We start from the raw sequence: 22,619 nt of genomic DNA on the forward strand, positions 1-22,619 counted from the left end.
ATCAAATTTTTCACTTTTTTCGTGAAATATTCCGCAAAATCAAAAAAATTTTTTTAGAATAAGATGATTATTTTGTAGGAAAAAGCTACAATCCACTGTATAAATTTTATAAAAAATAACCGGATTTGAACCGAATGAAGATATTTAAAGCTGAACAATGGAACCTCAAAAGCCTGTTACCGCTGTTTGAACAATATCGTATGGCACACAATATGACAAAAAATCCGGAACGCACTTTTGCGTTTTTAGCCAATCGCATTCGATTTAGCGAGAGTATTTTTTTCTTAGCGCTCGATCAAGATGAAAGTGCGGTCGGTTTTATTCAACTTTATCCTCGTATTTCTTCTTTACAATTACAACGTTATTGGCAATTGACCGATATTTTTGTACAAGATATTCCCAATAAAACCGAAATTTACACCGCACTTATTGCTAAAGCGAAAGAGTTTGTGCGCTACACCCAATCTACCCGTCTGGTCATTGAACAAAACCGGTTGCAACAAGACATTTTGGAGCAAGAAGGTTTCCACCTTAATCCGAAGAAAACCATTTTTGAAATGAATTTAGCTTAAAGCAACATGATACGCTTATTCCATTAACGCCAAAAGCACGTCGGGAATAGTTTTTGGTTGCGGAATGCGCACTTGTTTATGCCTGCTGAGTTCGCCTTTTTCCAACTGAATCCGACTTTTCGGCACCTTGAAAGCTTTACTTAAAAACTTGAGTAAATGCGCATTGGCTTGTCCGTCAATCGGCGGCGCGGTGATGGTAATTTTCAATTCGTTGTCATGTAAGCCGACAATGTGATCCTTGCCGGCTTTCGGTTGCAAAAAAATGCGTAAACGTAAATCTTGTCCGATTTTCTCAATCGCCGGCATAAAACTCCTTAAAAAGGCACCGCACTTTTATGGATTATGAGTTATGCCAATGCCCAAAGCGCGCCGATAATGTCGTATAACACGCGGTCGGCATAAAATAATACAAAGGCAAGTAACATCGGCGAAAAGTCGAGCATGCCGGTATTCGGCAAAATGCGGCGAATAGGTTTTAACAAGGGTTCGCCTAATTGGTATAGGGTATATTGCAACGGGTTGACGCCGCGATTAAACCAACTCATAATCGCGCCGATAAATAGAATATACAAAATCGCTTCGCCGGCGGTACGGATAGCGTGTAATAAGCCGATAATCAAATACACTTCCGCACCAAGCACGTTGACTACCTCAGCACCCAACCAATTGAGTAGCGGATATTTTACTGCGCCCAATAAAATCAATAATACGACCGCACTCAAGTTGATATTTTTTACGGTTGGTAACGTTTTTTGCAATGGTAATAACACCGGCGCGGTGATTTTGACCAGCGCTTGCGACAGCGGATTGTAAAAATCAATGCGGCAAAACTGAAACCACATCCGTAAAAAGACGATAAAGCTAAACAGATTAATAATCGTTGAAACTAGAAATTGTAATGAATTCATCTTGATCCTTGGAAATTATAACCAACCTTTGCGTTTAAAATACCAGTAAGGTGCGAGTGCTGCAAGCCCCATTAATCCTAACGCCATGGGATAGCCGAAAGAAAAACCTAATTCCGGCATATTACTAAAGTTCATACCGTAATTGGAGGCGACCAATGTTGGCGGCAGGAAAATCACCGATACCACCGAGAAGATTTTGATAATTCGGTTTTGCTCAATATTGATAAAGCCCATCGCCGCTTGCATTAAAAAATTCACTTTTTGGAACAGCGATTCGTTATGCGGTTGCAAGGATTCAATATCGCGCAAAATCTCGCGCGCCTGTTCCAACTGATTTGCCGGTAAACGGGTTTTGCGTACCAAAAAACTCAATGCACGCTGCGTATCCATCAAGCACAAACGCACTTTAGAGCTGGTATCTTCTTGTTCGGTTAAGGTTGATAATGCATCATCAAAGGCTTCGCCTTGTGTGCCATCTAAAATAACGCGACCGAGTTTTTCCAAATCGGCATAGATATTTTCAATTACATCCGCCAATTGCTCGATTTTGGTTTCAAATAAATCCAGCAACACTTCATAGGCATTACATTCGATCAAACGTTGATTTCTGGAACGCATACGATACAAACGGAATGCCGGCAATTCGCGATCGCGCAAGGTAAACAAACGTCCGTCACGCAAGGTAAATGCGACGCTGGCAAGATCGGCGTAATCTTCTTCATCTTCGCAATAGAAAAATGAGTGCAAATGTAAACCGTCTTCATCTTCAAAGAAACGTGCGGATGCCTCAATATCTTCCAATTCTAAAAAGGAAGCCAAACTTTGATCCAAGCCTTTTTGCAAAACTTCACGTTCTTCCGATGTCGGCTCCAATAAGTCCAGCCAAATGGCATTATTAAGCTCCCCGCGGGCTTCATCCAGACGCACCAAGCGCGCATCTTCAAGGGCAAATGCATTAATCATGTTGTCATACTCCTTATGGGATTATGAACAAACGCGTTGAACAAAAAACCAATCAGTCAAGCCACAAAAGTGCGGTCAAAATTTGACTAATTTGCTTAAAAGATACCAAATAAATAAAGGTAAATGAAACTTACCTGCGAAATCCCGCCGATAAGCTAATTGAAAAGCAACGGACGAGATTTAGTTTAATGACTGTCGGTATCGACTATGACTGTCCAAAGTGAGTGTCCTCTTGTTACTAAATCGTGCGGAATGTTACGCTTCAAGCGCGACTTCGTCAAGATTTTTTCCGTTTTTATCGCTAAGAAAATGCCGGCGCAACAGGTTTACGCCGGCGTTGATCAAAGAAAAGGAAATTAGGCTTGAAATTGTGAGATTAAAAAATCCAACAACTGATCTTGCGCCACCATTTGTTTCTCGCCGCTACGACGGTTTTTATATTCAATCTCGCCATTTTCAAGATTTTTCTCACCAATCACTACCATATGCGGCACACCAATCAATTCCATATCCGCAAACATCACGCCCGGACGCTCTTTGCGATCATCAAAAATCACATCCACGCCTTGCGCCAATAAAGTGCGGTATAAATTTTCCGAGAATTGTTGCACGCGTTCCGATTTGTGCATATTCATTGGCACAATGGCAACGGTAAAAGGCGCAATAGCATCTGATGGCCAAATAATTCCGCGTTCGTCGTGATGTTGCTCAATGGCTGCCGCTACTACGCGACTTACACCAATACCATAACACCCCATAATCATGGTTTGCGGACGACCGTCTTCCCCTTGCACCGTCGCTTTCATAGCTTCTGAATATTTGGTACCCAATTGGAAAATATGTCCCACTTCAATCCCGCGTTTGATTAAAAGCGTACCTTTTCCATCCGGACTGGGATCCCCTTCCACCACTTTGCGTAAATCTGCCACTTGCGGTAACGCCGCATCACGCTCCCAGTTCACATTAAAATAATGTTTTCCATCAATATTCGCTCCCGCCCCAAAATCGCTCATCAGCGCCACGCTGCGATCAATGATCATTGGAATCGGTAAATTGACCGGTCCTAAAGAGCCGACACCGGCGCCAATTTTCGCTTTAATATCAGCCTCGTCAGCAAATTCCAACGGATCCGCCACTTGCGCTAATTTTTGCGCTTTCACTTCGTTTAATTCATGATCACCGCGAATAATCAATGCAACCAATGGTTGTTCTTTTGTTTTGCCTTTAACAATCAAGGTTTTAACTGTTTTTTCAATTGGTAAATTAAATTGTTCCACTAATTCAGCAATGGTTTTTGCTTTTGGCGTATCGACCAATTCCATTGCTGCCGTCGGCGCTTGGCGTTCACCCATTGCAACCGCTTCGGCAAGCTCAATATTGGCAGCAAAATCGGATTCGGTAGAAAAGACAATATCATCTTCGCCGCTTTGCGCTAACACTTGGAATTCATGAGAAGCACTTCCGCCAATGGAACCGGTATCAGCTTGCACCGCACGGAAATCCAAGCCTAAACGGGTAAAAATTGCGCTGTAAGTGCGGTACATCACCTCATAGGTTTCTTGTAAACATTCGCGAGAGGTATGGAAAGAATAGGCGTCTTTCATCAAAAATTCACGACCGCGCATCACGCCGAAACGAGGACGTACTTCATCACGGAATTTAGTTTGAATTTGATATAAATTCAGTGGCAATTGTTTATACGAACTGACTTCGCGACGCACTAAATCGGTGATCACTTCTTCATGGGTCGGTCCTAACACGAAATCGCGGTTGCCACGATCGGTAAAACGCAACAATTCCGGTCCATACTGCTCCCAGCGCTGGGATTCTTGCCATAATTCTGCCGGTTGAACTACTGGCATTTCCACTTCAATTGCGCCACTTTTGTTCATTTCTTCACGCACAATATTTTCCACTTTTTTCAATACCCGCAAACCGGTCGGTAACCAGTTATAAAGCCCGGATGCCAAGGGTCTGACCATACCGGCACGCAGCATTAATTGATGGCTGACAACTTGGGCGTCATTGGGAGTTTCTTTTAACGTGGATAATAAATATTTACTGGTACGCATTGTTATTCCTATGTCTTATTTTAAAACGAAAATTCTGCTTAGTTTATCATTGACAGGGCATTGCACAAAGCAATTCAAGCGAAATTCCCGCCTTTGTCGCAAAAATACTCTTGGTGTTATTATTGTACGATCTATTTTCTCTATTTCACGTTTTTCTCGGAGCAAAATCTCACAAAAGCCTTAACAAATAATTTGGAAATGTTTGAGGGCGAAATTGAAGCGGATGACGGCATTCGCAAAATCCATTTTTGGGCTGTAATTGAAAGAATGTGAATGCCGTTCGTTTTAATTACAGTGATTTAAAATTTAAAATTTCCCTTTTAAAACAATTGGTTAATTGGAATTTAAGATGATTATCCAAGACAGCCCCTTTTCTTTTTAATTTGTCAAAATCTGCGCCTTAATGCATTTTTTAGTTTAAGCCGGCAAATGCCTTGAAAAAAATTTAAAAAATCGACCGCACTTTAACGTAAAAAAATTAAGAAATTTTCATTTTTTGTTGTGCTTTTAAACAACTTTAGCTTAAACTCCATACAGTTCAGTTTATTTTTAACCGGTAAGGAGGTTCAATGTCGAGACCAATAAATTTTGTCATGATTTCTCCCCATTTCCCTGCCAATTTTGAAACCTTTGCGGTTAGATTGCGTGAAAATGGGTTTAATACCTTGGGGATTGCAGATACCCCATATGAACAATTAAGCGAAACCTTGCGTAATTCACTGACCGAATATTATCGCGTGGATAATATGGAGGATTACGATCAAGTTTATCGCGCGGTAGGCTATTTTGCGCATAAATACGGGCGCATTGATCGCGTGGAGTCGCATAACGAATATTGGTTGGAATTAGATGCCAAATTGCGTACAGATTTTAATGTGTTCGGTTATAAAAACGACGATATGTCGGCAATCAAAACCAAAGCACAGATGAAAGAAGTGTTTCGTCAAGCGGGCTTGAAGGTAGCGAAAGGGCGTGTGTTTAAAGATGATGAAGATGCGCGTAAATTAGCCAAAGAATTACAATTTCCGGTGATTATCAAGCCAAATTCCGGTGTGGGCGCAAGCGATACCTATAAAATCAAAAGTGCGGTCGAATTAGAAGCCTTTTTTGGTTATAAAAATGCTCATGTAGAATATATTATGGAAGAATTTATTGAGGGAGATATTGTGACCTTTGATGGGTTGACTGATAAACAGGGAAATATCGTATTTTATTCCAGTCTTGAATATTCCGAAGTAGTGCTGGATACCGTGGAAAAAGACGGGGATATGTTCTATTACGTGCCGCGGGAGATTAAGCAAGATCTCGTCAATCTTGGGCAAAAATGTGTGAATGCCTTTCGCGTGCGCGAACGTTTTTTCCATTTTGAATATTTCCGCGTGAAAAAAACCGGCGAATTAATGCCGCTTGAAATTAACTGTCGTCCGCCGGGCGGATTGACCATTGATATGTGGAATTATGCCAACGATTTTGATGTGTTTAAGGAATATGCCAATATCGTGCAACAAAATAAATTCTACAGCCACATTACCCATCCTTGGAACGTGGTGTATATTTCGCGCAAAGCGAATAAAAATTACGTAAATTCCATTGAGGCGGTGTGCCAAAAATTCGGTAGCCATATTATCAGCGTACAAACCGTCCCGGGTGTTTTTGCTAAAATTATGGGAGAACATGGTATTTTAGCGCGTACCGAAACCATGGAACAAATGTACGATATTATTCATTTTGCACAAGAAAAACAGTAAGGTAGAAAGGAAAGCTAATGCACTTTGAAAAACGCAGCCACTGGAGTGGCGAATTGGGACGTGAAATGCATTTTAACGTCTATGGTCATGCCGGCAAACCGGTTATCGTGTTCCCTTCTTCAGGCGGCAATCAAAATGAATATGCCAATTTTGGTATGATTGCAGCTTGTCGTTCTTTTATTGAACGCGGACTGATTAAATTTTATACGCCCGATTCCTACGATAGTCAATCATGGCTGGCAACTTGGAAATCAGGGCATGATATGGCGCAAGCACATGATGCTTATGATCGCTATATCGTCAACGCACTGGTTCCGTTAATTCGTCACGAAGCGCAATGGTATGAGGCAATGATGGCGACCGGTTGTAGTATGGGCGCCTATCATACCATCAATTTTGCATTGCGCCATCCAGATTTATTCAATATCGCTATTGCGTTAAGTGGCGTATATGATGCACGTTTCTTTACCAACGAATTCCATGGTGATCCGGCGGTATATTTTAATTCTCCGATTGATTATCTTTGGAATCAACATGATAGCCGGTTCTTAGATCGTTACCGCCAAAACCATTATATCGTAGCAGTAGGACAAGGTGCTTGGGAAGAACAACACGTCGCCGATACCCGTCGCTTAGAAGAAGCCTTTAACGGAAAAAGTATTTTAGGTTGGTTTGATTATTGGGGGCACGACATGGCGCACGATTGGCCACTTTGGCGCCAACAAATGCCTTATTTTTTGGGTAAATTAGAAGAACAAAAAATTATTTAAGGTTTTTGCTTTCATTTTTTCTATTAACACAAACAACCGGCACGGGGTTCTCGCCCGTGCCAATTATCTTCCGCAAACGCCACAAAATAACTAAAAAAGTCACCGCACTTTTTTAGTTTATTCCATCAATGAAAAACGTAAAAATTCCACAAAATGATCAGCCCAATGTTTTTCGTGGTGAATTTCATTTGCCATAATTTTAAGGCGAATATTATCCGGCGGATGACCTGTGCGCAGTAGGGCTTGGTAATAACGCAATGAGCAATCGATATAGGCTTGGTTCATATTAGAAATAAATTGTGCATCTGCATCATCACCTTCATTCGTTCCTACTTGGATAAAAACTTTATTCCCGGGATGTAGCGGATGGTGGTGAATAAATTCCAAAAATGCCGGTTCGCTAAACCAAGACGCCAAAGAAAACACGCCCAAATGTCCAAAAACTTCAGGATAGCGCGCCCCCATATAGGCAGTGATAATGCCCCCCATTGAGCTGCCGGCAAGCAAAGTTTGCTGCGCTTCACGACGAGTGCGGTAATGATGATCAATAAAAGGTTTGACCGTTTCTACCACCCAACGCCCGTATTCCATGCCGTAACCGCCGACATTTTTCACCTCAGGTGTCGTGCCGACATCTGTTTGCCATGGCCCATATTCATCCAAACGCGCCTCCTCGGCATTATCAATGCCCACCACAATCATTTTCGGAAATTCTTTATGGTGTTTTAAGGTTGGGATAACCTTCCATGAATAGCCGGAATAGGATTCTTTGCTATAGAAAATATTTTGCCCATCGTGCATATACAACACCGGATAATGAGCTTGTTCTTCGCGATAATTTTTCGGCAACAACACACGAATGCGACGAGTCCGATTTAAGTAAGGCACGTCCAGAAAATGTTCTCGCATTTCAAGAAAATAATATTTTAACGGGTCACGCATAAAAATATTCCTTAAGATAAATTGCGTAATCATAACACAGGATAACGCCATGATAACAATTATCCGCACAAAGTGCGGTCTAATCTTATCGCAGAACGTAGCAAGTCATTTTACAGCCGCCGCCATTGTATTTTTCATGAGCAACGCTTAACCGTGGCGAGAAGTGTCACGGGCGGTTAAAATTCTGTGGTTTTTCATCCGATATTATTAACGATACCATTTCACTTGTGGCACGATGATCGCATATTGTTGCTGCCATTGAGTTAATGTTGCCTGCGCCAACAATGCCAACCCTTGATAAAAAGGGTAATCTTGTTGTTTCGCCAGCAAATCAAGGTAACGATTTGCCCATGTGAACAAATGTTTAGTAAAAAATTCCGCTAACAGTGCCGGTTTATGATCCGCCAAATACGCGGCAAGCAATAACATCAAGCCAAAATGATCTTCCGGCTCATCTTGTGATGAGGAGAATTCAATGGCGTTATAGCGTAAAAAATCGCGTAACTCCAATAGAGAGTTGCCAAAAATCACCGATTCCGGATCCAAATACACCGACCCCCAAGGCGGCACCGGCAGCACATTGGGTCCAATAAATAAGGCTTGATAGTCCGCTGATAAATCTTGCGTGAGACCTTGATCGATAAGTGCGGTGATTTTTTGTTGCGTTTTATCCTCCGTATGCTCGCTTATTTTCCATTGCGCCATCCAATTAGGATGCTGAAACAAGGATAAGACGGATTGTGCCGCTTGGCTATCGGGCGCATAGTAAAATAAGGATCCTAACAAGCGACCGCCAATGGACACCCATTGATGATCTTGAAACTGTGGCGACATAAAAACTCCCTCAAAATTCACCGCACTTTTGCTGACATCATAGCTTTTTTTGCTTGAATAATATATGGTTAATTTCTGATTTTACTGCAAAAAACCTAAAAGTGACCGCGCTTTCAGCGATTATCCATGATAAATCCGCCAAAATACCTGCCGATAGGTTATAATGCGGTGTAATCAATTTTTTCATCTTCAGGTTATCGCATGAATTCAAATAACAAACTCGACCAACATACTCCAATGATGCAGCAATATTTGCAGTTAAAAGCAGAGCATCCGGATATTTTATTGTTATATCGCATGGGCGATTTTTATGAGTTGTTTTATGATGATGCTAAAAAGGCAGCTGCATTATTGGATATTTCCTTAACCAAACGCGGGCAGTCCGGCGGTGAACCCATCCCAATGGCGGGAGTTCCTCACCATGCCATTGAAGGATATCTGGCAAAATTGGTTCAGCTTGGTGAATGTGTGGCGATTTGTGAACAAGTCGGTGATTCCCCTCTCGGGAAAGGTCCGGTCGCGCGACAAGTAGTACGTATCGTCACGCCCGGTACCGTAAGTGATGAAGCCCTATTGTCCGAACGACAAGATAATTTGATTGCTGCCATTTATCAAGCAAATGCGCACTTTGGCTTGGCAACCTTAGATATGACTTCCGGACGTTTTCAATTAATGGAGTTGCAGGATAAATCGCATGTTCAGGCAGAATTACAACGTATCGCACCTGTTGAGTTGTTATTTGATGAAGCCTTTGAGGATATGGCACTGATAGAAACTGCCAAAAGTTTACGTCGACGTCCAAGTTGGGAGTTTGAGTTAAATACTGCGATTACTTTATTAAATCGCCAATTTGGTACTAAAGATTTACGTGGTTTCGGCGTGGACAAAGCAGTGTTGGGGTTATGTGCTGCAGGTTGTTTGTTGCATTATGCCAAAGAAACCCAACGAACCGCCTTGCCACATATTCAAGGTATCAGTTTGGTGCAGCACTCTGATAATGTGCAATTGGATGCTGCAACACGACGTAATCTTGAGTTAACACAAAATCTTGCCGGCGGCAGTGAAAATACCTTGGCGGCAATTTTGGATAAATGCGTAACGCCAATGGGAAGTCGTCTGTTAAAGCGTTGGATCCACCAACCCATTCGCCAAATTGACAAGTTGCAACAACGCCAACAAAGTATTGCCACCTTGATACAACAGGATTTGATCGTCGAGTTACAACCTGTTTTACGTCAAGTGGGCGATATGGAGCGGATTTTAGCCCGTATTGCGCTGCGTTCAGCGCGTCCGCGCGATCTAACGCGGCTGCGTACCGCTTTGGAACAATTACCTGCTATTCAAGCCATTTTGCAAAAAAATGCACAAAACTTCACCGCCCTTTTGTCGCAATCAGTCGATTTTTCTGCACAATTGACCTTGTTGCAACAAGCGATTGTGGAAAATCCGCCGTTGCTGATTCGTGACGGCGGTGTGATTGCCCCCGGTTATCACCGCGAATTGGACGAATGGCGCGAGTTAGCAGAAGGGGCTACCCATTATTTGGAGCAATTGGAGCAACGTGAACGCGAGGCGACCGGCATTGATACACTCAAAATCGGTTTTAATACAGTACATGGTTATTATATTCAAATCAGTCAAGGACAAGCGCACAAAGCGCCGATCCATTATGTGCGCCGGCAAACGTTAAAAAATGCCGAGCGTTACATTATTCCGGAACTGAAAACCTATGAAGATAAAGTATTAAAAGCCAAAGGTGCCTCTTTAGCGTTGGAAAAACAGCTTTATGATGAAATTTTTGACCAATTATTACCGCACTTAGGTGCTTTGCAATTAGCAGGTATGGCGCTGGCGGAATTGGATGTGTTAACCAATTTGGCTGAACGGGCGGAAAGTTTAAATTATGTACAACCGCAATTTAGCTCGCAAACGGGTATTCATATCCGAAACGGGCGCCATCCGGTGGTGGAGCAAGTGTTGAAAGATCCTTTTATTGCCAATCCGCTCGATTTGGATGGGCAACGCCATTTGCTGATCATTACCGGCCCCAATATGGGCGGAAAAAGTACTTATATGCGACAAACTGCATTGATTACGTTGATGGCGTATATGGGCAGCTTCGTGCCGGCGGAAAGTGCGATTATCGGTCCGATTGATCATATTTTCACTCGTATTGGTGCCTCCGACGATTTAGCGTCAGGACGTTCGACCTTTATGGTGGAGATGACAGAAATGGCAAATATTTTACATCAAGCCACAGAACATAGCTTAGTGCTGATCGACGAAATTGGACGAGGAACCTCAACATACGACGGACTGGCTCTGGCTTGGGCTTGTGCAGAATGGTTGGCAAGTAAAATCAAATCCCTAACCCTGTTTGCAACACATTATTTTGAATTAACCGTGTTGCCACAGCAATTAAGCGGTATTGCCAATATTCACCTTGATGCTCTTGAGCATAATAACAGCATTGCATTTATGCACAGCGTACAACAAGGCGCCGCCAGCAAAAGTTACGGATTGGCGGTTGCGGCTCTGGCAGGCGTGCCACAGGCAGTGATTCAATTGGCAAAACAAAAATTGACCCAATTGGAAACCGGACAACTGCCGGCGCCAAATCAAAATACAACACCCTCCGCTCAAACTGTTGCACAGGGCGAATTAATGTTAGTGGATGAAGATGAAAAATTTTCAGCGTTAGTAACCATATTGCAACAAATAGAACCGGATGATTTAACGCCAAAACAGGCGTTGGCATATTTATATCAATTGAAAAAAATATGTAAACAATCCTGAAAACATTATACTTGTGGAATAATGATCTGCACGCTGAAAGTTGATTAAACGAACTAATAAATTAAGGTGCAGAGATATTATTCCACATCATTTACCTTTCAATCTGTCCAATATTTTTAGCTAACGAAATAGTTTTAATCCAACCTAATTAACTGGCACAATGCTAAATTTAAAATCTCACTTCCCCACCTAATACATAAGTTCGACCGCGTGCGTAGTTTGTAAAGTTAAAGACATCATTATCATTTTCATCAACATTATAGTCATTTATTGTGCCATTTTGACTGTTAAGCGGATCAATATAAGCGGCATTAAAAGCATTTTGAATACTAAATTTTAGTTTGAAATGCTTATTTACATCATAAATAGCATAAAAATCAGCAACAACCGGTTGGCTTGGCAGTTTTTGTTTTCTTGGCTTTGGATTGTCGTTATCGATTAACGGTAAAATACGGTACACTGTTCCGGTATATTTGATGATCGAACCCAAAGTTAATCTCTGATTAAACAGTCTTGTGCCAATATCCAGTGTTGCCGAATGTTTCGGTAATTCATAAATATCGCCATAACCAAATCCAACTACTGAGCTTTGAATACCAATCGGTTGAGATGTTTTTTGTTGTGAATAAGCCAAATGAGCAAAAAACACAGGATGATCATAATTTACCTCTATTTCTGTGCCTGTCATTTTGACCGGATTAAGACGATTTATCGCAATTTCAGCACTAAACCCCGGTACTGCTTGACCAATATCATGAGTCAATTTACTTTGCTCATTGATATAAAACATTTCAGAAGTAATAAAATCTTTTATTCTTTGTCGATAATGAGATACTTTTAAACCCAATTGATCCTGCTCGCTAAACAGATTGCGTTTAAGTGTGTTAAACCCAATTTGATAGGTATTGGCTTTTTCCGGCTTTAAATATGGGTTCATTGAAGCACCGCCCTCATTATTGAAGAATATTTCTTGAATATTCGGCATTCGACTACTTTTTGAATAACTAATAAAGGGCGTAAACCAGTCGCTAAATTCGGCAGACAAACGAAAAGAGGGATTAAGGCTGTTTTTATATTTGTTAATTTGCATCGCACCTCTTGGAAAACAAGGTATCATCACACCACTGACTTCGCCACAAGCAGGTTTAAAACCGGAGAACTCCGAGCGAGAATAAATTACGTTTGCTTCTAGATGATAAATGCCTTTTTTCCAGTTTGTTTCAATAAATCCTGCTGTAATTTTTTGTTTTCCAGCCGGAGAAAAAGGGGTATGCTCAAGATTGGCAGTATTTATATCGTATTGGGCTTCACGCTGATAGCTATTGGTAAAATGTGATGCACCGACTTTTAAGGTTAAATCTATCCCGCCAAGATCGATAAAACTTTCGTTTTCAAGTTTAAAGAAATTTGAATGGTTATAAGCAATAGCATTTGTTAACGCCCATATAGAGGTCTCGGCATTAAAGCGCTGTTTATTTTTAGTATGAGATGCAAGAACAGATAAATTCAACCACGAATTGGCATTTAATTCATAGTCTACTAACCGGTTACTATGAGTCAATTCTCGTCCACCAATATTAGTTGTGTAATCAGTTGCGGAAAATAACCATTTTTGTTGATCTGTTGGGCTAATTTCTATTTTCCCCAACCATGATGTCGGGCGCTGATCTTGGCGACTGACATAAAGATTATCATGGTGATCATTTCCGTTTCCATCTTTATAATTTGAACCGATTTTATGTACGCCATAAGCAAACAATGCCCCAATACTTCCCGTAGGACTTAAGGCTTGTGTTTTTCCTGCCAATGCAGTCATTACATTATATCCGTAATCATTTGAACCTGTGGCAAATTTTGATAATACGCCTACATTATTTCCTGAAAACACCACATCATCAACACCAATCGTTTTAAATTCTGCGCTCCCTGCCAAACTATTTACGCCCGATGCCCCATGAGAAAAACCTCGCTCAATTTCAATCTGTGTCAAAAAATTAGGATCGATGGTCGTACCAAACTGACTTGATGGGGTAGAGGCTCCTTCACTCTGCTGATGGTAACGAGTCCGACCGTTTGCAGAAGTACCAAATAAAGTTTGAGGTACACCGTCAATAGTTGTATTGACCCTTCCAAGACCACTCATACCCCGAATATTCATATTCACCATACCTAAGGTTGGATCGATATTAGTATAAGTACCGGGAATCGCCCGTACAACACTATCTAAGGATTGCATCCGTTTTTCTGCTCCACGATTTGATACTGCGCCGATTTTTTTAAATGACTCCGTTTCAACATCCGCAATAACACTGACTTCATCTAAAGCTGTTATATTGGTATTAGCAATCACGGGAAATACGGGAATTAAGAGTACTTGGCTAATCATAAAAGAAATGCGTGTATATTTCACTTTAATTGTCTCTCCTTTAATTTAATATCCAAAAATAATCTGCATCATTTGCAGAAAAGTAGCTGGGATTGCTACCCATTAAAATAGTGATAACTTTCGTTTGCGGAGAAAGATCCTGTAAATGCTGAACTATGCCAATTTGTTTATTGACGTGATGATTACCGGCAATCAGTAAACTCGGTATCTTCGCTTTCAATAATTTCTCTGCCATTCGTCGATCACGAAATTGCTGTACTTGTACCATTTTCTGAATGAGCGAACTTTGTAAATTAATATCATTGAGGTGATTTTGTGAAATAAGTTGCGCAATTTTTTGCTGAATTTCAAGACGAGTAGATTTATCACCTTGCAAAGGCTCAGCCCCTTGCATTAATATTGCTATTTCTCGTTCGGTTAAATTTGTTGCAACTAATGCTATCTGATTTTCTAACCCATAGCGAACGATATCACCGTAAAAACGCCAATCCCAACTCGCTTTCCAATTTAATGCGGCAGGTAAATCAGTTAAATGCGCGGTGGAATTTTGTGAGATTTTAACGATTTGCGGCTGTTGATCTACACTAAGCATTTCCAGTAATAGACTGCCTTGGTGACGGTGTTTTTGAAGCTGTTGTAATAACCAAAATTGCGCCTGATGATGCTTCAAATTATCGTGCTGCTCACCTAATAAAATGTGTGGTACATTTACTATTTTTTGAAAGAAGACTTGAGGGGAAAATCGCTCCCCTGTATGCAAATCTTGAACTTCCCCCAAAGATGCTACATCAACATCCGTTAAAGAAACACTACAACTTACGATCCCCAAAAAGCTAATTGGAATCAACCTACGGAAAAAATAACTTAACACGGAAAACTTAATAGTGATTGATAATTATTATCATTTTAAATAATGAATGGCTTTGTGTCAAGTTCTCCATTTTCTTTATGAAATACGTAGTCAATTCCATTTTCTACATTGCTACACTTAAGTAACTCCAATATCTAAGTCCCTGCTTATTAAATATCCCCGCCCTAAAGGACGAGGTTCGACGGCTAACTTTGATCAATTCCGCACCACAAAGTCGGAATTTGTTTGATTTGTAGATATGAAGATAAACGAGATAACCGAGTTGATATATACAATTTCTAAATTTTACCTGTTATGACTTTGGCTTCTTTTTTCGACAAAATTCCTGCATTGGCTTGGGTTTCACGTGCAATGATTTCAGTATAATCGACTCGGCTATTGTCTAACCCCTTGCCCAATACACTGACTTTTCCTTTTTCCACCATAAAGCTTTCGAGATTGCCATTTACAATCTGTGGTTTACCTTAAAGGTAGCACGGTTTGAATTGATTATGCCACAGCCTTCACAATGTAACCCCGACGGATTGGCAATAATCACATCGGCTTTTTTACCTGCCACTTCCACATAGCCTTTTAGCACAGAAGGGTCGGACGAATTCACTTCATTTAAAATCACTTTCGCCTCACCACGGGCAAGGTAGGGGTTGCCTGTGATTAAACCTGCTTGTTGGGTTTGTACATCGGTGTGGCTGTTATTTAAAATAGCCCCTTTGGTGTAGACATCGAATTTTGAATATTTATTATGAGATAATCCTTTATCGTTCGGGGTTTGGATATTGACTTGCGGAAGCCCGTTTGCAGTTTGCAATACAATAGGCTGTTGACTTTTCGGCGCAGATTTATCGGCTTGAATAATAAGCGTATCCGCTAATACCGCGTCTGAAAACGCCACAAAGCCTAAGGCACAAAATAGGCTAAACATAAGCGGTCGGAGGTTGGCAAAAAGTTGCGGAAAGGTGAAAGGGAATTTTTCCGTTGATTTACCTTCCGATTTTACGAGTTCTGAGGTTACCACTAAGCGTTGTAGGGTTTTGCTGAAGATAACACGGAAACATTGCTTGTTCATATTATGTATCAAGCCTACATCTGCTTGATGTTGAAGTTGATTTTGTTGAGCTTGCTGACGTTGTTGCTGCCGCAACTTTTCGGCTGCGTCTATTTGATTTAATGGAGGCAAATTTTGAGGTTGGTTTGCAATAGAAAATGTTGAAACCGCAGAAAGCACAACTATTGTACAAAGATTTTTATGGAACGTATCCATCAGAACCCCTTGTATTTAATTTATACATTGACTCTACGCCTTTAAGGGCAAATTTATCAAATAGTTATGTGCAATACCTAGTCATCTCTTTGGCGCACAATCTCAAATAGACATACACCGGTAGCAACAGAAACATTCAGCGACGACACAGCCCCCGCCATGGGAATACTGATCAATTGATCGCAAGTTTCTCGCGTTAAACGACGTATTCCATCACCCTCCGCCCCCATCACTAAGGCTAAAGATCCAGTAAGTTTGCTTTGGTACAGGGTTTCCGTTGCTTCGCCGGCAGTACCGACTACCCAAATATTATGTTGTTGCTGCAATTCTCGCAACGTTCGGGTTAAATTAGTCACGCGAATAAGCGGCACACTTTCCGCCGCGCCGCAAGCCACTTTGCGTGCAATTGAGGTTAATTGCGCTGATTTATCTTTCGGCACAATCACCGCACACACTCCCGCCGCATCCGCGGTACGCAAACAAGCTCCCAAATTATGCGGATCAGTAACACCATCTAAGACTAACAACAATGGTGCTGACTGATGTTGCAAAATCCGATCAAGATCTTGTTCGTTCAGCTCTTTCGTCGGTTGAACGCGTGCAATAATACCTTGGTGAACTTCGCCATTAGCTTTTTTATCCAAACTATCGCGATTTAAAAATTGTACCGAGATCCCCAATTGATGAAGTTCATTGAGCAAAGGTTGCAAACGTTTATCCTCACGCCCTTTTAACACATAAACCTCAATTAAACGCTCCGGCGCGCGACTAAGAAAAGCATTCACCGCGTGGATACCATAAATATTTTCTGACATTTCCGATCCTTTTTATTTTTTCGTTTTTTACTTTTATTTTTACTTTTCGATTTTGCGTTTTTCTTGACCGCACTTTTCACCGCTTTATTCGCGCCCGCTTTTTGCTTTTTCATACTTTCCGCATAGCGCAACGCTTTTTTCGCATTTTGTTTTGCCGTTTTACCGGCACGTAACGGTTTACGTTCGCTGGAAATCATGGAAAAATCCACTTGGCGTTGTTCAAGACTCACTGCCTCAACCCGAATACGCACTTTATCGCCCACGCGATAAATCATTCCGCTATTTTCGCCAATCAGACGTTGTTTTGAAAGATCAAATTGATAATAATCATTATCCAAAGTGGAAATATGCACCAACCCATCAATAAACAAATCGTTTAATCGCACGAATAAACCAAAACCGGTCACCGAAGAAATCACGCCATCAAATTCTTGCCCCACATGATCTTGCATATATTCACATTTCAGCCAATCCGCCACATCACGTGTCGCATCATCCGCCCGGCGCTCGGTCATGGAACAATGTTCTCCCAAAATATCCATATCATCAATGACATAATGGTAACCGCCGGTATCCGTGGTACGACGTTTGGAGCCTTGTTTTTTTGCCAATAAATATTTGATGCCACGGTGTAGGGTTAAATCCGGATAACGACGGATTGGTGAGGTGAAATGCGCATATTCGTCCAACGCCAAACCGAAGTGTCCGATATTGTCCGGATCGTACATTGCCTGACTAAGAGAACGCAACAACATGGTTTGAATCAATTCATAATCCGAGCGTTCGCGCACTTGTTCCAATAATTTCGCATAATCAGTGGTCGTCGGTTTTTCGCCACCACCAAGGGTTAAACCGCATTCGTTTAAAAAACCTCTAAATGCAGTGAGCTTTTCTTCGCTTGGACCCGCATGAATACGATATAACGCCGCTTCTTCATGACGTTGCATAAAATTCGCCGCCGCAATATTGGCTAAAATCATACATTCTTCGATAATTTTATGCGCATCATTACGCACTACCGGCTCAATGCTTTCAATACGTCCCATTTCATTAAACACAAATTTGCTTTCAATGGTTTCAAAATCAATGGCTCCCCGTTGATGACGAGCTTTAATCAAGGCTTGATACATTCGGTGCAGTTCTTGCAAGTGCGGAACCAACTCTTGATAACGTTGTTGTAATTCTTCATCTCCCTCTAAAATACGCGCCACTTTGGTGTAGGTTAAACGCGCATGGGAATTCATAACCGCTTCGTAAAATTGATAACCGATCATCTTGCCTTTCGCCGATAAATCAATTTCACATACCATACACAAGCGATCGACTTGCGGATTGAGTGAACATAATCCATTGGATAAAATCTCCGGCAACATTGGCACTACACGGTTAGGGAAATACACTGAATTACCACGATTATAGGCTTCGGTATCCAACGCAGTACGCAAACGCACATAATAGCTCACATCCGCAATTGCCACCCACAATTTCCAACCGGTTCCTTTTTTGCGACAAAAAACCGCATCATCAAAGTCACGCGCATCTTCACCATCAATGGTAACCAATGGCAATTGACGTAAATCTACCCGCCCTTGTTTGGCTTCTTCCGGCACCTCTTCCGTGAATTTTTTCACTTGTTTTTCTACTGTTTTCGGGAACACATGAGGAATATCATGATTACGGATGGCAATCTCGGTTTCCATGCCTTTTGCCATATTTTCGCCCAAAATTTCTACAATCATGCCCACTGGTTGGGTAAAATTTGCGGTTCTCGGCTTCAACTCCACCACAACCACTTGCCCCATGCGGGCGCCCTTGCGATATTCGTTAGGAATTAAAATATCGCGGTTAATGCGGCTGTCATCCGGCACCACATAACCGATACTATCCTCAAGGAAGAAACGACCGACTAATTGTTTCTTGCGACTATCCAACACCCGTACAATACGCACTTCTTTGCGCCCCTTACGATCAAATCCGTTCGGTTGCGCCAGCACATAATCCCCATGCATCACACGTTGCATTTGGACATTCGGAATAAACCAATCATCTTTCACACCATCCACTTGCAGAAAACCGTAACCATCACGATGCCCAATTACCGTTCCCTTTAACAAATCCAATTTTTCCGGCAAAGCATAGCACTTACGTTTGGTGAAGACCAATTGACCGTCATTTTCCATAGCGCGCAAACGCCGTCGCATCCCTTCCTGCCGCTCCTCGCTTTCAATCACAAATGCGGTCAAAATTTCTTCTTTTGACATAGGCGCATTATGTTCACGGATAATTTGCAAAATGAAGTCTCGACTTGGGATCGGATTATCATATTTTTTTAGTTCCGCTTGATAATTCGGATCTGAAAGTGCGGTCATTTTTGCGGAAGTTTTTCTATCGGTTTTCATAGGCCGGGATCCTCTTGGGAATGGATTTAATACAAGTTTGACACTGCGAGAGGGGGAAAGCAAGAACTACGAAGAATTATTTAAAATTACGGATAACATCAATAATAATTTTTTTCTGCTCTTCAGTTAAAGCCAGAAACATCGCAATTAAAGCATCATCAATTGATGAAAGATTTGTCGTTCTATCTTCTTCAGAAATACCATACCGTAGCCATTGAGGTGAGATATTTAATAATTCAGCAAGCGTATCAATTTTATCGCTAGACGGAATTGAAAGTCCATTCAACCATTTGTAAACCGCTTGTGGGGTTACTGGCTCAGCTGAATGACGTAGGTTAAATCTTGTAGCAATATCACTTGTTTTGAGATGTGATAATTTGGCATTTTCTATTGCTAAACGCAAACGTTCACCAAATTTTTCTTGTTCAGTTTTTATCTTCATTTGTGAAATTATGATGATTTCAAAAAACTTTTGGAAACTAAAACAGTTTAAAAATAACTAAAATTGTTTTGTTTAAAACTATTTTAGTTTATAATAAAGCTCATTCATTAAACAAACTAGGAGAATATAAATGAAAAAAATAGCAATGTTGCTTTTAACAACTTTTTTATTCGGCACCGTTGGTACGGCTTATGCAGGGACTTGTGATTATCACTGGTAAAGAGCAAAAGATGGCTCCAGATGTGGCGATAGAGCAGCTGATAGTAATAATTTTAAACATAAAAAACCCGACAAGTGTCGGGTTTTTTATTAACTGCGAAAATTATTCGGCAACGACAACAACGTTTAATGTTGCAAATACTTCACCGTGAAGTTGGAAGCGAACTTCGTGATCACCCGTGGTACGAATCGGACCTGTGGATAAACGAACTTCGGATTTAGCTACTTCAACGCCCGCTGCAGTTACTGCATCAGCAACATCGCGAGTAGTGATAGAACCGAATAAACGACCTTCATCACCTGCTTTAGAAGCGATAGTGACTGAAGCTAATTCAGTTAATTTTGCTGCACGAGCTTGTGCGGCGGCTAACGCTTCTGCCGCTTTAGCTTCTAATTCAGCACGACGCGCTTCAAAATGTTCAATGTTAGCTTTGGTTGCCATCACCGCTTTACCTTGTGGGATTAAGAAGTTACGTGCATAACCCGATTTAACGCTAACTTGATCACCTACGCTACCTAAGTGAGCGATTTTATCTAAAAGAATTACTTGCATTACCGTATTCTCCTTAAATTACTGATGATTGTCAGTGTATGGAAGTAACGCTAAATAACGCGCACGTTTGATAGCGCGAGCTAATTGACGTTGATACTTCGCACGAGTACCGGTAATACGGCTTGGAACAATTTTGCCGCTCTCTGTGATATAGTTCTTTAATGTAGCAATATCTTTATAATCGATTTCTACTACATTTTCCGCTGTGAAACGGCAGAACTTACGACGACGGAAATAACGTGCCATTTGGCTGGTCTCCTAATCTATAAATTCGATTTGCTCGGCGTGTAATACTAATTGATTTAAACCGTTTGCCGATTTATGTGAGTTAATAAATCCCACAATCAATAATTTACTGCCGACCGTAATGCTTTGAGCTTTTGCTATTAGTGCATTCCCGCTAACTTGTATCGGCATTTTGCACCACGCCTGACGTGATAACCCGGCTTCTCGTTGTTCGGAACGATGTTCCAAATAAAACCGGCAATGTTCGATACCGTTAGGGCTTTTATATCGTTTCGGATAATCTGCCACTTGACCGACTAAAGAGAAACGATTACTAACAGTTAAATTACTCTTCAGCATCCTCAAAATCGTTGTTTTCAACTTCAGCTAAAGGTTTACGCTCATCGCGTGCTTTAACCATTGGGGACGCTTCTGTTACGGCGTGCTTAGTACGAATAATTACGTTACGAAGAACTGCGTCGTTGTAACGGAAAGTTGTTTCTAGCTCGTCGATGACTTCTTGAGGCGCTTCTACATTCATAAGCACATAATGTGCTTTATGTAATTTATTGATTGGGTAAGCTAATTGGCGACGCCCCCAATCTTCGAGGCGATGGATTTGACCGCCAGCTTCTTTAACAGAACCTGTATAACGTTCAATCATGCCGGGTACTTGTTCGCTTTGGTCCGGATGAACCATAAACACGATTTCGTAGTGACGCATTACTGCTCCTTACGGGTTAATCAGCCTCCGACGATAAGACCAGTCACCAATCTTGCGGAAGCAAGGAACGAAAATATGATATGACTGTAAGGTGTGCGATTATACAGAGGTCAAGGCTAAAGCACAAGATATCTTGCACAAAAAATAAGTAAAACAGACCGCTTTTTTTGCTTGCCGCCATTTTTCATTATACATGACGACCTCCATAACTACATTAAGGAATCCTAAATTATCTGCCCACCACCATTGATGACAAATGAGACAAAATATCATCAACATGCGTCTCAAAAGTGCGGTCAAAAATAGGCAAATTTCTCAGCGCACTTTAAATCTCAAGCAGCAATCCAATCAGCATTACATCCAAGCATTATTGCGGATAATCCCAACCGCAATGCCCTCGATTTCAAAATTCGGTTGCTGATTAAGATCAACCACAATCGGTGCAAATTCTTCGTTTTCCGCGTGTAAATAAATAATCGATCCTTTTCGCTCCAAGCGTTTTACTGTCACTTCATCTTCAATCCGTGCCACAATCACTTGACCGTTACGCACGTCTTTAGTACTGTGTACCGCCAATAAATCACCGTCTAAAATCCCGATATTTTTCATGGATTGCCCATATACTTTCAATAAAAAATCCGCTTGTGGCTTGAACATATTGGCGTCCACTTTGTAAGTCCCCTCAATATGTTGTTCCGCAAGGATCGGCTCACCGGCGGCAACGCGTCCTACTAGCGGCAAGCCCTCATCATCCTCTTTTTCGTCTTCATCCACTAACAAACGAATCCCGCGCGAAGTACCGGATAAAATCTCAATCACCCCTTTTCGCGCTAGGGCTTTTAAATGCTCTTCAGCGGCATTCGGCGAACGAAAGCCCAATTCTTTAGAAATTTCAGCACGCGTCGGCGGCATACCGGTAGTTTCCAGATGACGCTTTAGTAAATCATAAACTTCCTGCTGTCGCGCGGTTAAGGCTTTTATTAACCCCATATTCCCTCCTGTTTTTATATACAGAATAACTGTTATTATATACATAAAGCATGCTGTTGCAACGGTTTCTTTAGTAAATGCTAAAGAAATACCGATTTTTATGCTAAAATACTGCAACTTCTAACATAA

At 41.3% G+C, this 22,619-nt stretch carries 20 protein-coding genes and 1 pseudogene; 4 read left to right on the top strand and 17 right to left on the bottom strand.

The genetic code is table 11. The features are described 5' to 3' along the window. Window positions 1–134 precede the first annotated feature (134 nt). Window positions 135–572 carry a GNAT family N-acetyltransferase gene (locus tag CFY87_RS07790; RefSeq protein WP_094946649.1) on the top strand — a complete coding sequence of 146 codons (438 nt, stop codon included), beginning with the start codon at window positions 135–137 and terminating at the stop codon, window positions 570–572. Window positions 573–587: 15 nt separating this feature from the next. Here CFY87_RS07790 and yggU read toward each other — a convergent pair whose 3' ends face one another. The 4 genes from yggU to proS all read right to left on the bottom strand — a co-directional run bounded on the left by yggU (window position 588) and on the right by proS (window position 4,515). Beyond that, the gene (gene yggU, locus CFY87_RS07795; protein ID WP_094946650.1) at window positions 588–878 is read right to left on the bottom strand and encodes a DUF167 family protein YggU; all 291 of its coding nucleotides are present in this window, start codon (window positions 876–878) and stop codon (window positions 588–590) included. Between the two features lie 41 nt (window positions 879–919). Then, window positions 920–1,480, bottom strand: coding sequence for a YggT family protein (locus CFY87_RS07800; RefSeq protein ID WP_094946651.1), 561 nt, complete (start codon window positions 1,478–1,480; stop codon window positions 920–922). Window positions 1,481–1,495: 15 nt separating this feature from the next. After that, a complete protein-coding gene (gene corA / locus CFY87_RS07805) occupies window positions 1,496–2,443 on the bottom strand; it encodes a magnesium/cobalt transporter CorA (RefSeq protein WP_094946652.1) in 948 nt (315 codons plus the stop codon). A 356-nt stretch (window positions 2,444–2,799) separates the two neighbouring features. Next, window positions 2,800–4,515, bottom strand: coding sequence for a proline--tRNA ligase (proS, locus tag CFY87_RS07810; RefSeq protein ID WP_094946653.1), 1,716 nt, complete (start codon window positions 4,513–4,515; stop codon window positions 2,800–2,802). Between the two features lie 569 nt (window positions 4,516–5,084). On the opposite strand from proS, the gene CFY87_RS07820 reads away from it, so the two are divergent. Together CFY87_RS07820 and CFY87_RS07825 are read left to right on the top strand one after the other, a co-directional pair. Beyond that, entirely contained in the window at window positions 5,085–6,263 is a 1,179-nt protein-coding gene (locus CFY87_RS07820; RefSeq protein ID WP_094946655.1) for an ATP-grasp domain-containing protein, read from the top strand. Window positions 6,264–6,280: 17 nt separating this feature from the next. After that, window positions 6,281–7,033 (top strand): esterase family protein, encoded by a 753-nt coding sequence (locus CFY87_RS07825; RefSeq protein WP_094946656.1) that lies wholly within the window; start codon window positions 6,281–6,283, stop codon window positions 7,031–7,033. Window positions 7,034–7,150: 117 nt separating this feature from the next. On the opposite strand, the gene CFY87_RS07830 is transcribed toward CFY87_RS07825, so the two are convergent. Both CFY87_RS07830 and dmsD read right to left on the bottom strand, forming a co-directional pair. Beyond that, entirely contained in the window at window positions 7,151–7,975 is an 825-nt protein-coding gene (locus CFY87_RS07830; RefSeq protein ID WP_094946657.1) for an alpha/beta hydrolase, read from the bottom strand. Between the two features lie 207 nt (window positions 7,976–8,182). Continuing rightward, window positions 8,183–8,809, bottom strand: a complete 627-nt coding sequence (gene dmsD / locus CFY87_RS07835; RefSeq protein ID WP_094946658.1) for a Tat proofreading chaperone DmsD — start codon at window positions 8,807–8,809, stop codon at window positions 8,183–8,185. 201 nt (window positions 8,810–9,010) lie between these two features. Between dmsD and mutS the strand changes: the two genes are divergently transcribed. Continuing rightward, entirely contained in the window at window positions 9,011–11,605 is a 2,595-nt protein-coding gene (mutS, locus tag CFY87_RS07840; protein WP_094946659.1) for a DNA mismatch repair protein MutS, read from the top strand. Between the two features lie 169 nt (window positions 11,606–11,774). On the opposite strand, the gene CFY87_RS07845 is transcribed toward mutS, so the two are convergent. From CFY87_RS07845 to lexA, 11 genes and pseudogenes are all read right to left on the bottom strand, one after another. Then, window positions 11,775–14,015 carry a TonB-dependent receptor domain-containing protein gene (locus CFY87_RS07845; RefSeq protein WP_094946660.1) on the bottom strand — a complete coding sequence of 747 codons (2,241 nt, stop codon included), beginning with the start codon at window positions 14,013–14,015 and terminating at the stop codon, window positions 11,775–11,777. Between the two features lie 16 nt (window positions 14,016–14,031). After that, window positions 14,032–14,820: a ChaN family lipoprotein gene (locus tag CFY87_RS07850; protein WP_236757392.1), complete on the bottom strand. Its 789-nt coding sequence runs from the start codon at window positions 14,818–14,820 to the stop codon at window positions 14,032–14,034. A gap of 326 nt (window positions 14,821–15,146) precedes the next feature. After that, window positions 15,147–15,928 (bottom strand): annotated as a pseudogene (locus CFY87_RS07855) (two-partner secretion domain-containing protein); the annotation flags it as partial. Window positions 15,929–16,200: 272 nt separating this feature from the next. Further along, window positions 16,201–16,938 (bottom strand): 23S rRNA (guanosine(2251)-2'-O)-methyltransferase RlmB, encoded by a 738-nt coding sequence (rlmB, locus tag CFY87_RS07860; RefSeq protein ID WP_094946661.1) that lies wholly within the window; start codon window positions 16,936–16,938, stop codon window positions 16,201–16,203. After that, complete coding sequence (gene rnr / locus CFY87_RS07865; protein ID WP_094946728.1) at window positions 16,905–19,307, bottom strand: ribonuclease R; 2,403 nt, start codon at window positions 19,305–19,307, stop codon at window positions 16,905–16,907. Before rnr ends, rlmB begins: the two co-directional genes overlap by 34 nt. Before the next feature lie 106 nt (window positions 19,308–19,413). Further along, on the bottom strand, window positions 19,414–19,779 hold the full coding sequence (locus CFY87_RS07870; RefSeq protein WP_094946662.1) for a helix-turn-helix domain-containing protein: 366 nt from the start codon (window positions 19,777–19,779) through the stop codon (window positions 19,414–19,416). A gap of 322 nt (window positions 19,780–20,101) precedes the next feature. Next, window positions 20,102–20,551 carry a 50S ribosomal protein L9 gene (gene rplI, locus CFY87_RS07875; protein ID WP_094946663.1) on the bottom strand — a complete coding sequence of 150 codons (450 nt, stop codon included), beginning with the start codon at window positions 20,549–20,551 and terminating at the stop codon, window positions 20,102–20,104. 18 nt (window positions 20,552–20,569) lie between these two features. Next, the gene (gene rpsR / locus CFY87_RS07880) at window positions 20,570–20,797 is read right to left on the bottom strand and encodes a 30S ribosomal protein S18 (RefSeq protein ID WP_005759927.1); all 228 of its coding nucleotides are present in this window, start codon (window positions 20,795–20,797) and stop codon (window positions 20,570–20,572) included. A 12-nt stretch (window positions 20,798–20,809) separates the two neighbouring features. Further along, window positions 20,810–21,136: a primosomal replication protein N gene (priB, locus tag CFY87_RS07885; protein ID WP_075321681.1), complete on the bottom strand. Its 327-nt coding sequence runs from the start codon at window positions 21,134–21,136 to the stop codon at window positions 20,810–20,812. Continuing rightward, a complete protein-coding gene (rpsF, locus tag CFY87_RS07890) occupies window positions 21,123–21,500 on the bottom strand; it encodes a 30S ribosomal protein S6 (RefSeq protein WP_075321680.1) in 378 nt (125 codons plus the stop codon). Before rpsF ends, priB begins: the two co-directional genes overlap by 14 nt. A gap of 354 nt (window positions 21,501–21,854) precedes the next feature. Beyond that, window positions 21,855–22,490, bottom strand: a complete 636-nt coding sequence (gene lexA / locus CFY87_RS07895; RefSeq protein ID WP_094946664.1) for a transcriptional repressor LexA — start codon at window positions 22,488–22,490, stop codon at window positions 21,855–21,857. Window positions 22,491–22,619 lie beyond the last annotated feature (129 nt).

It is taken from the genome of Actinobacillus seminis, assembly GCF_002263215.1.
Taxonomy (GTDB): domain Bacteria; phylum Pseudomonadota; class Gammaproteobacteria; order Enterobacterales; family Pasteurellaceae; genus Actinobacillus_B; species Actinobacillus_B seminis.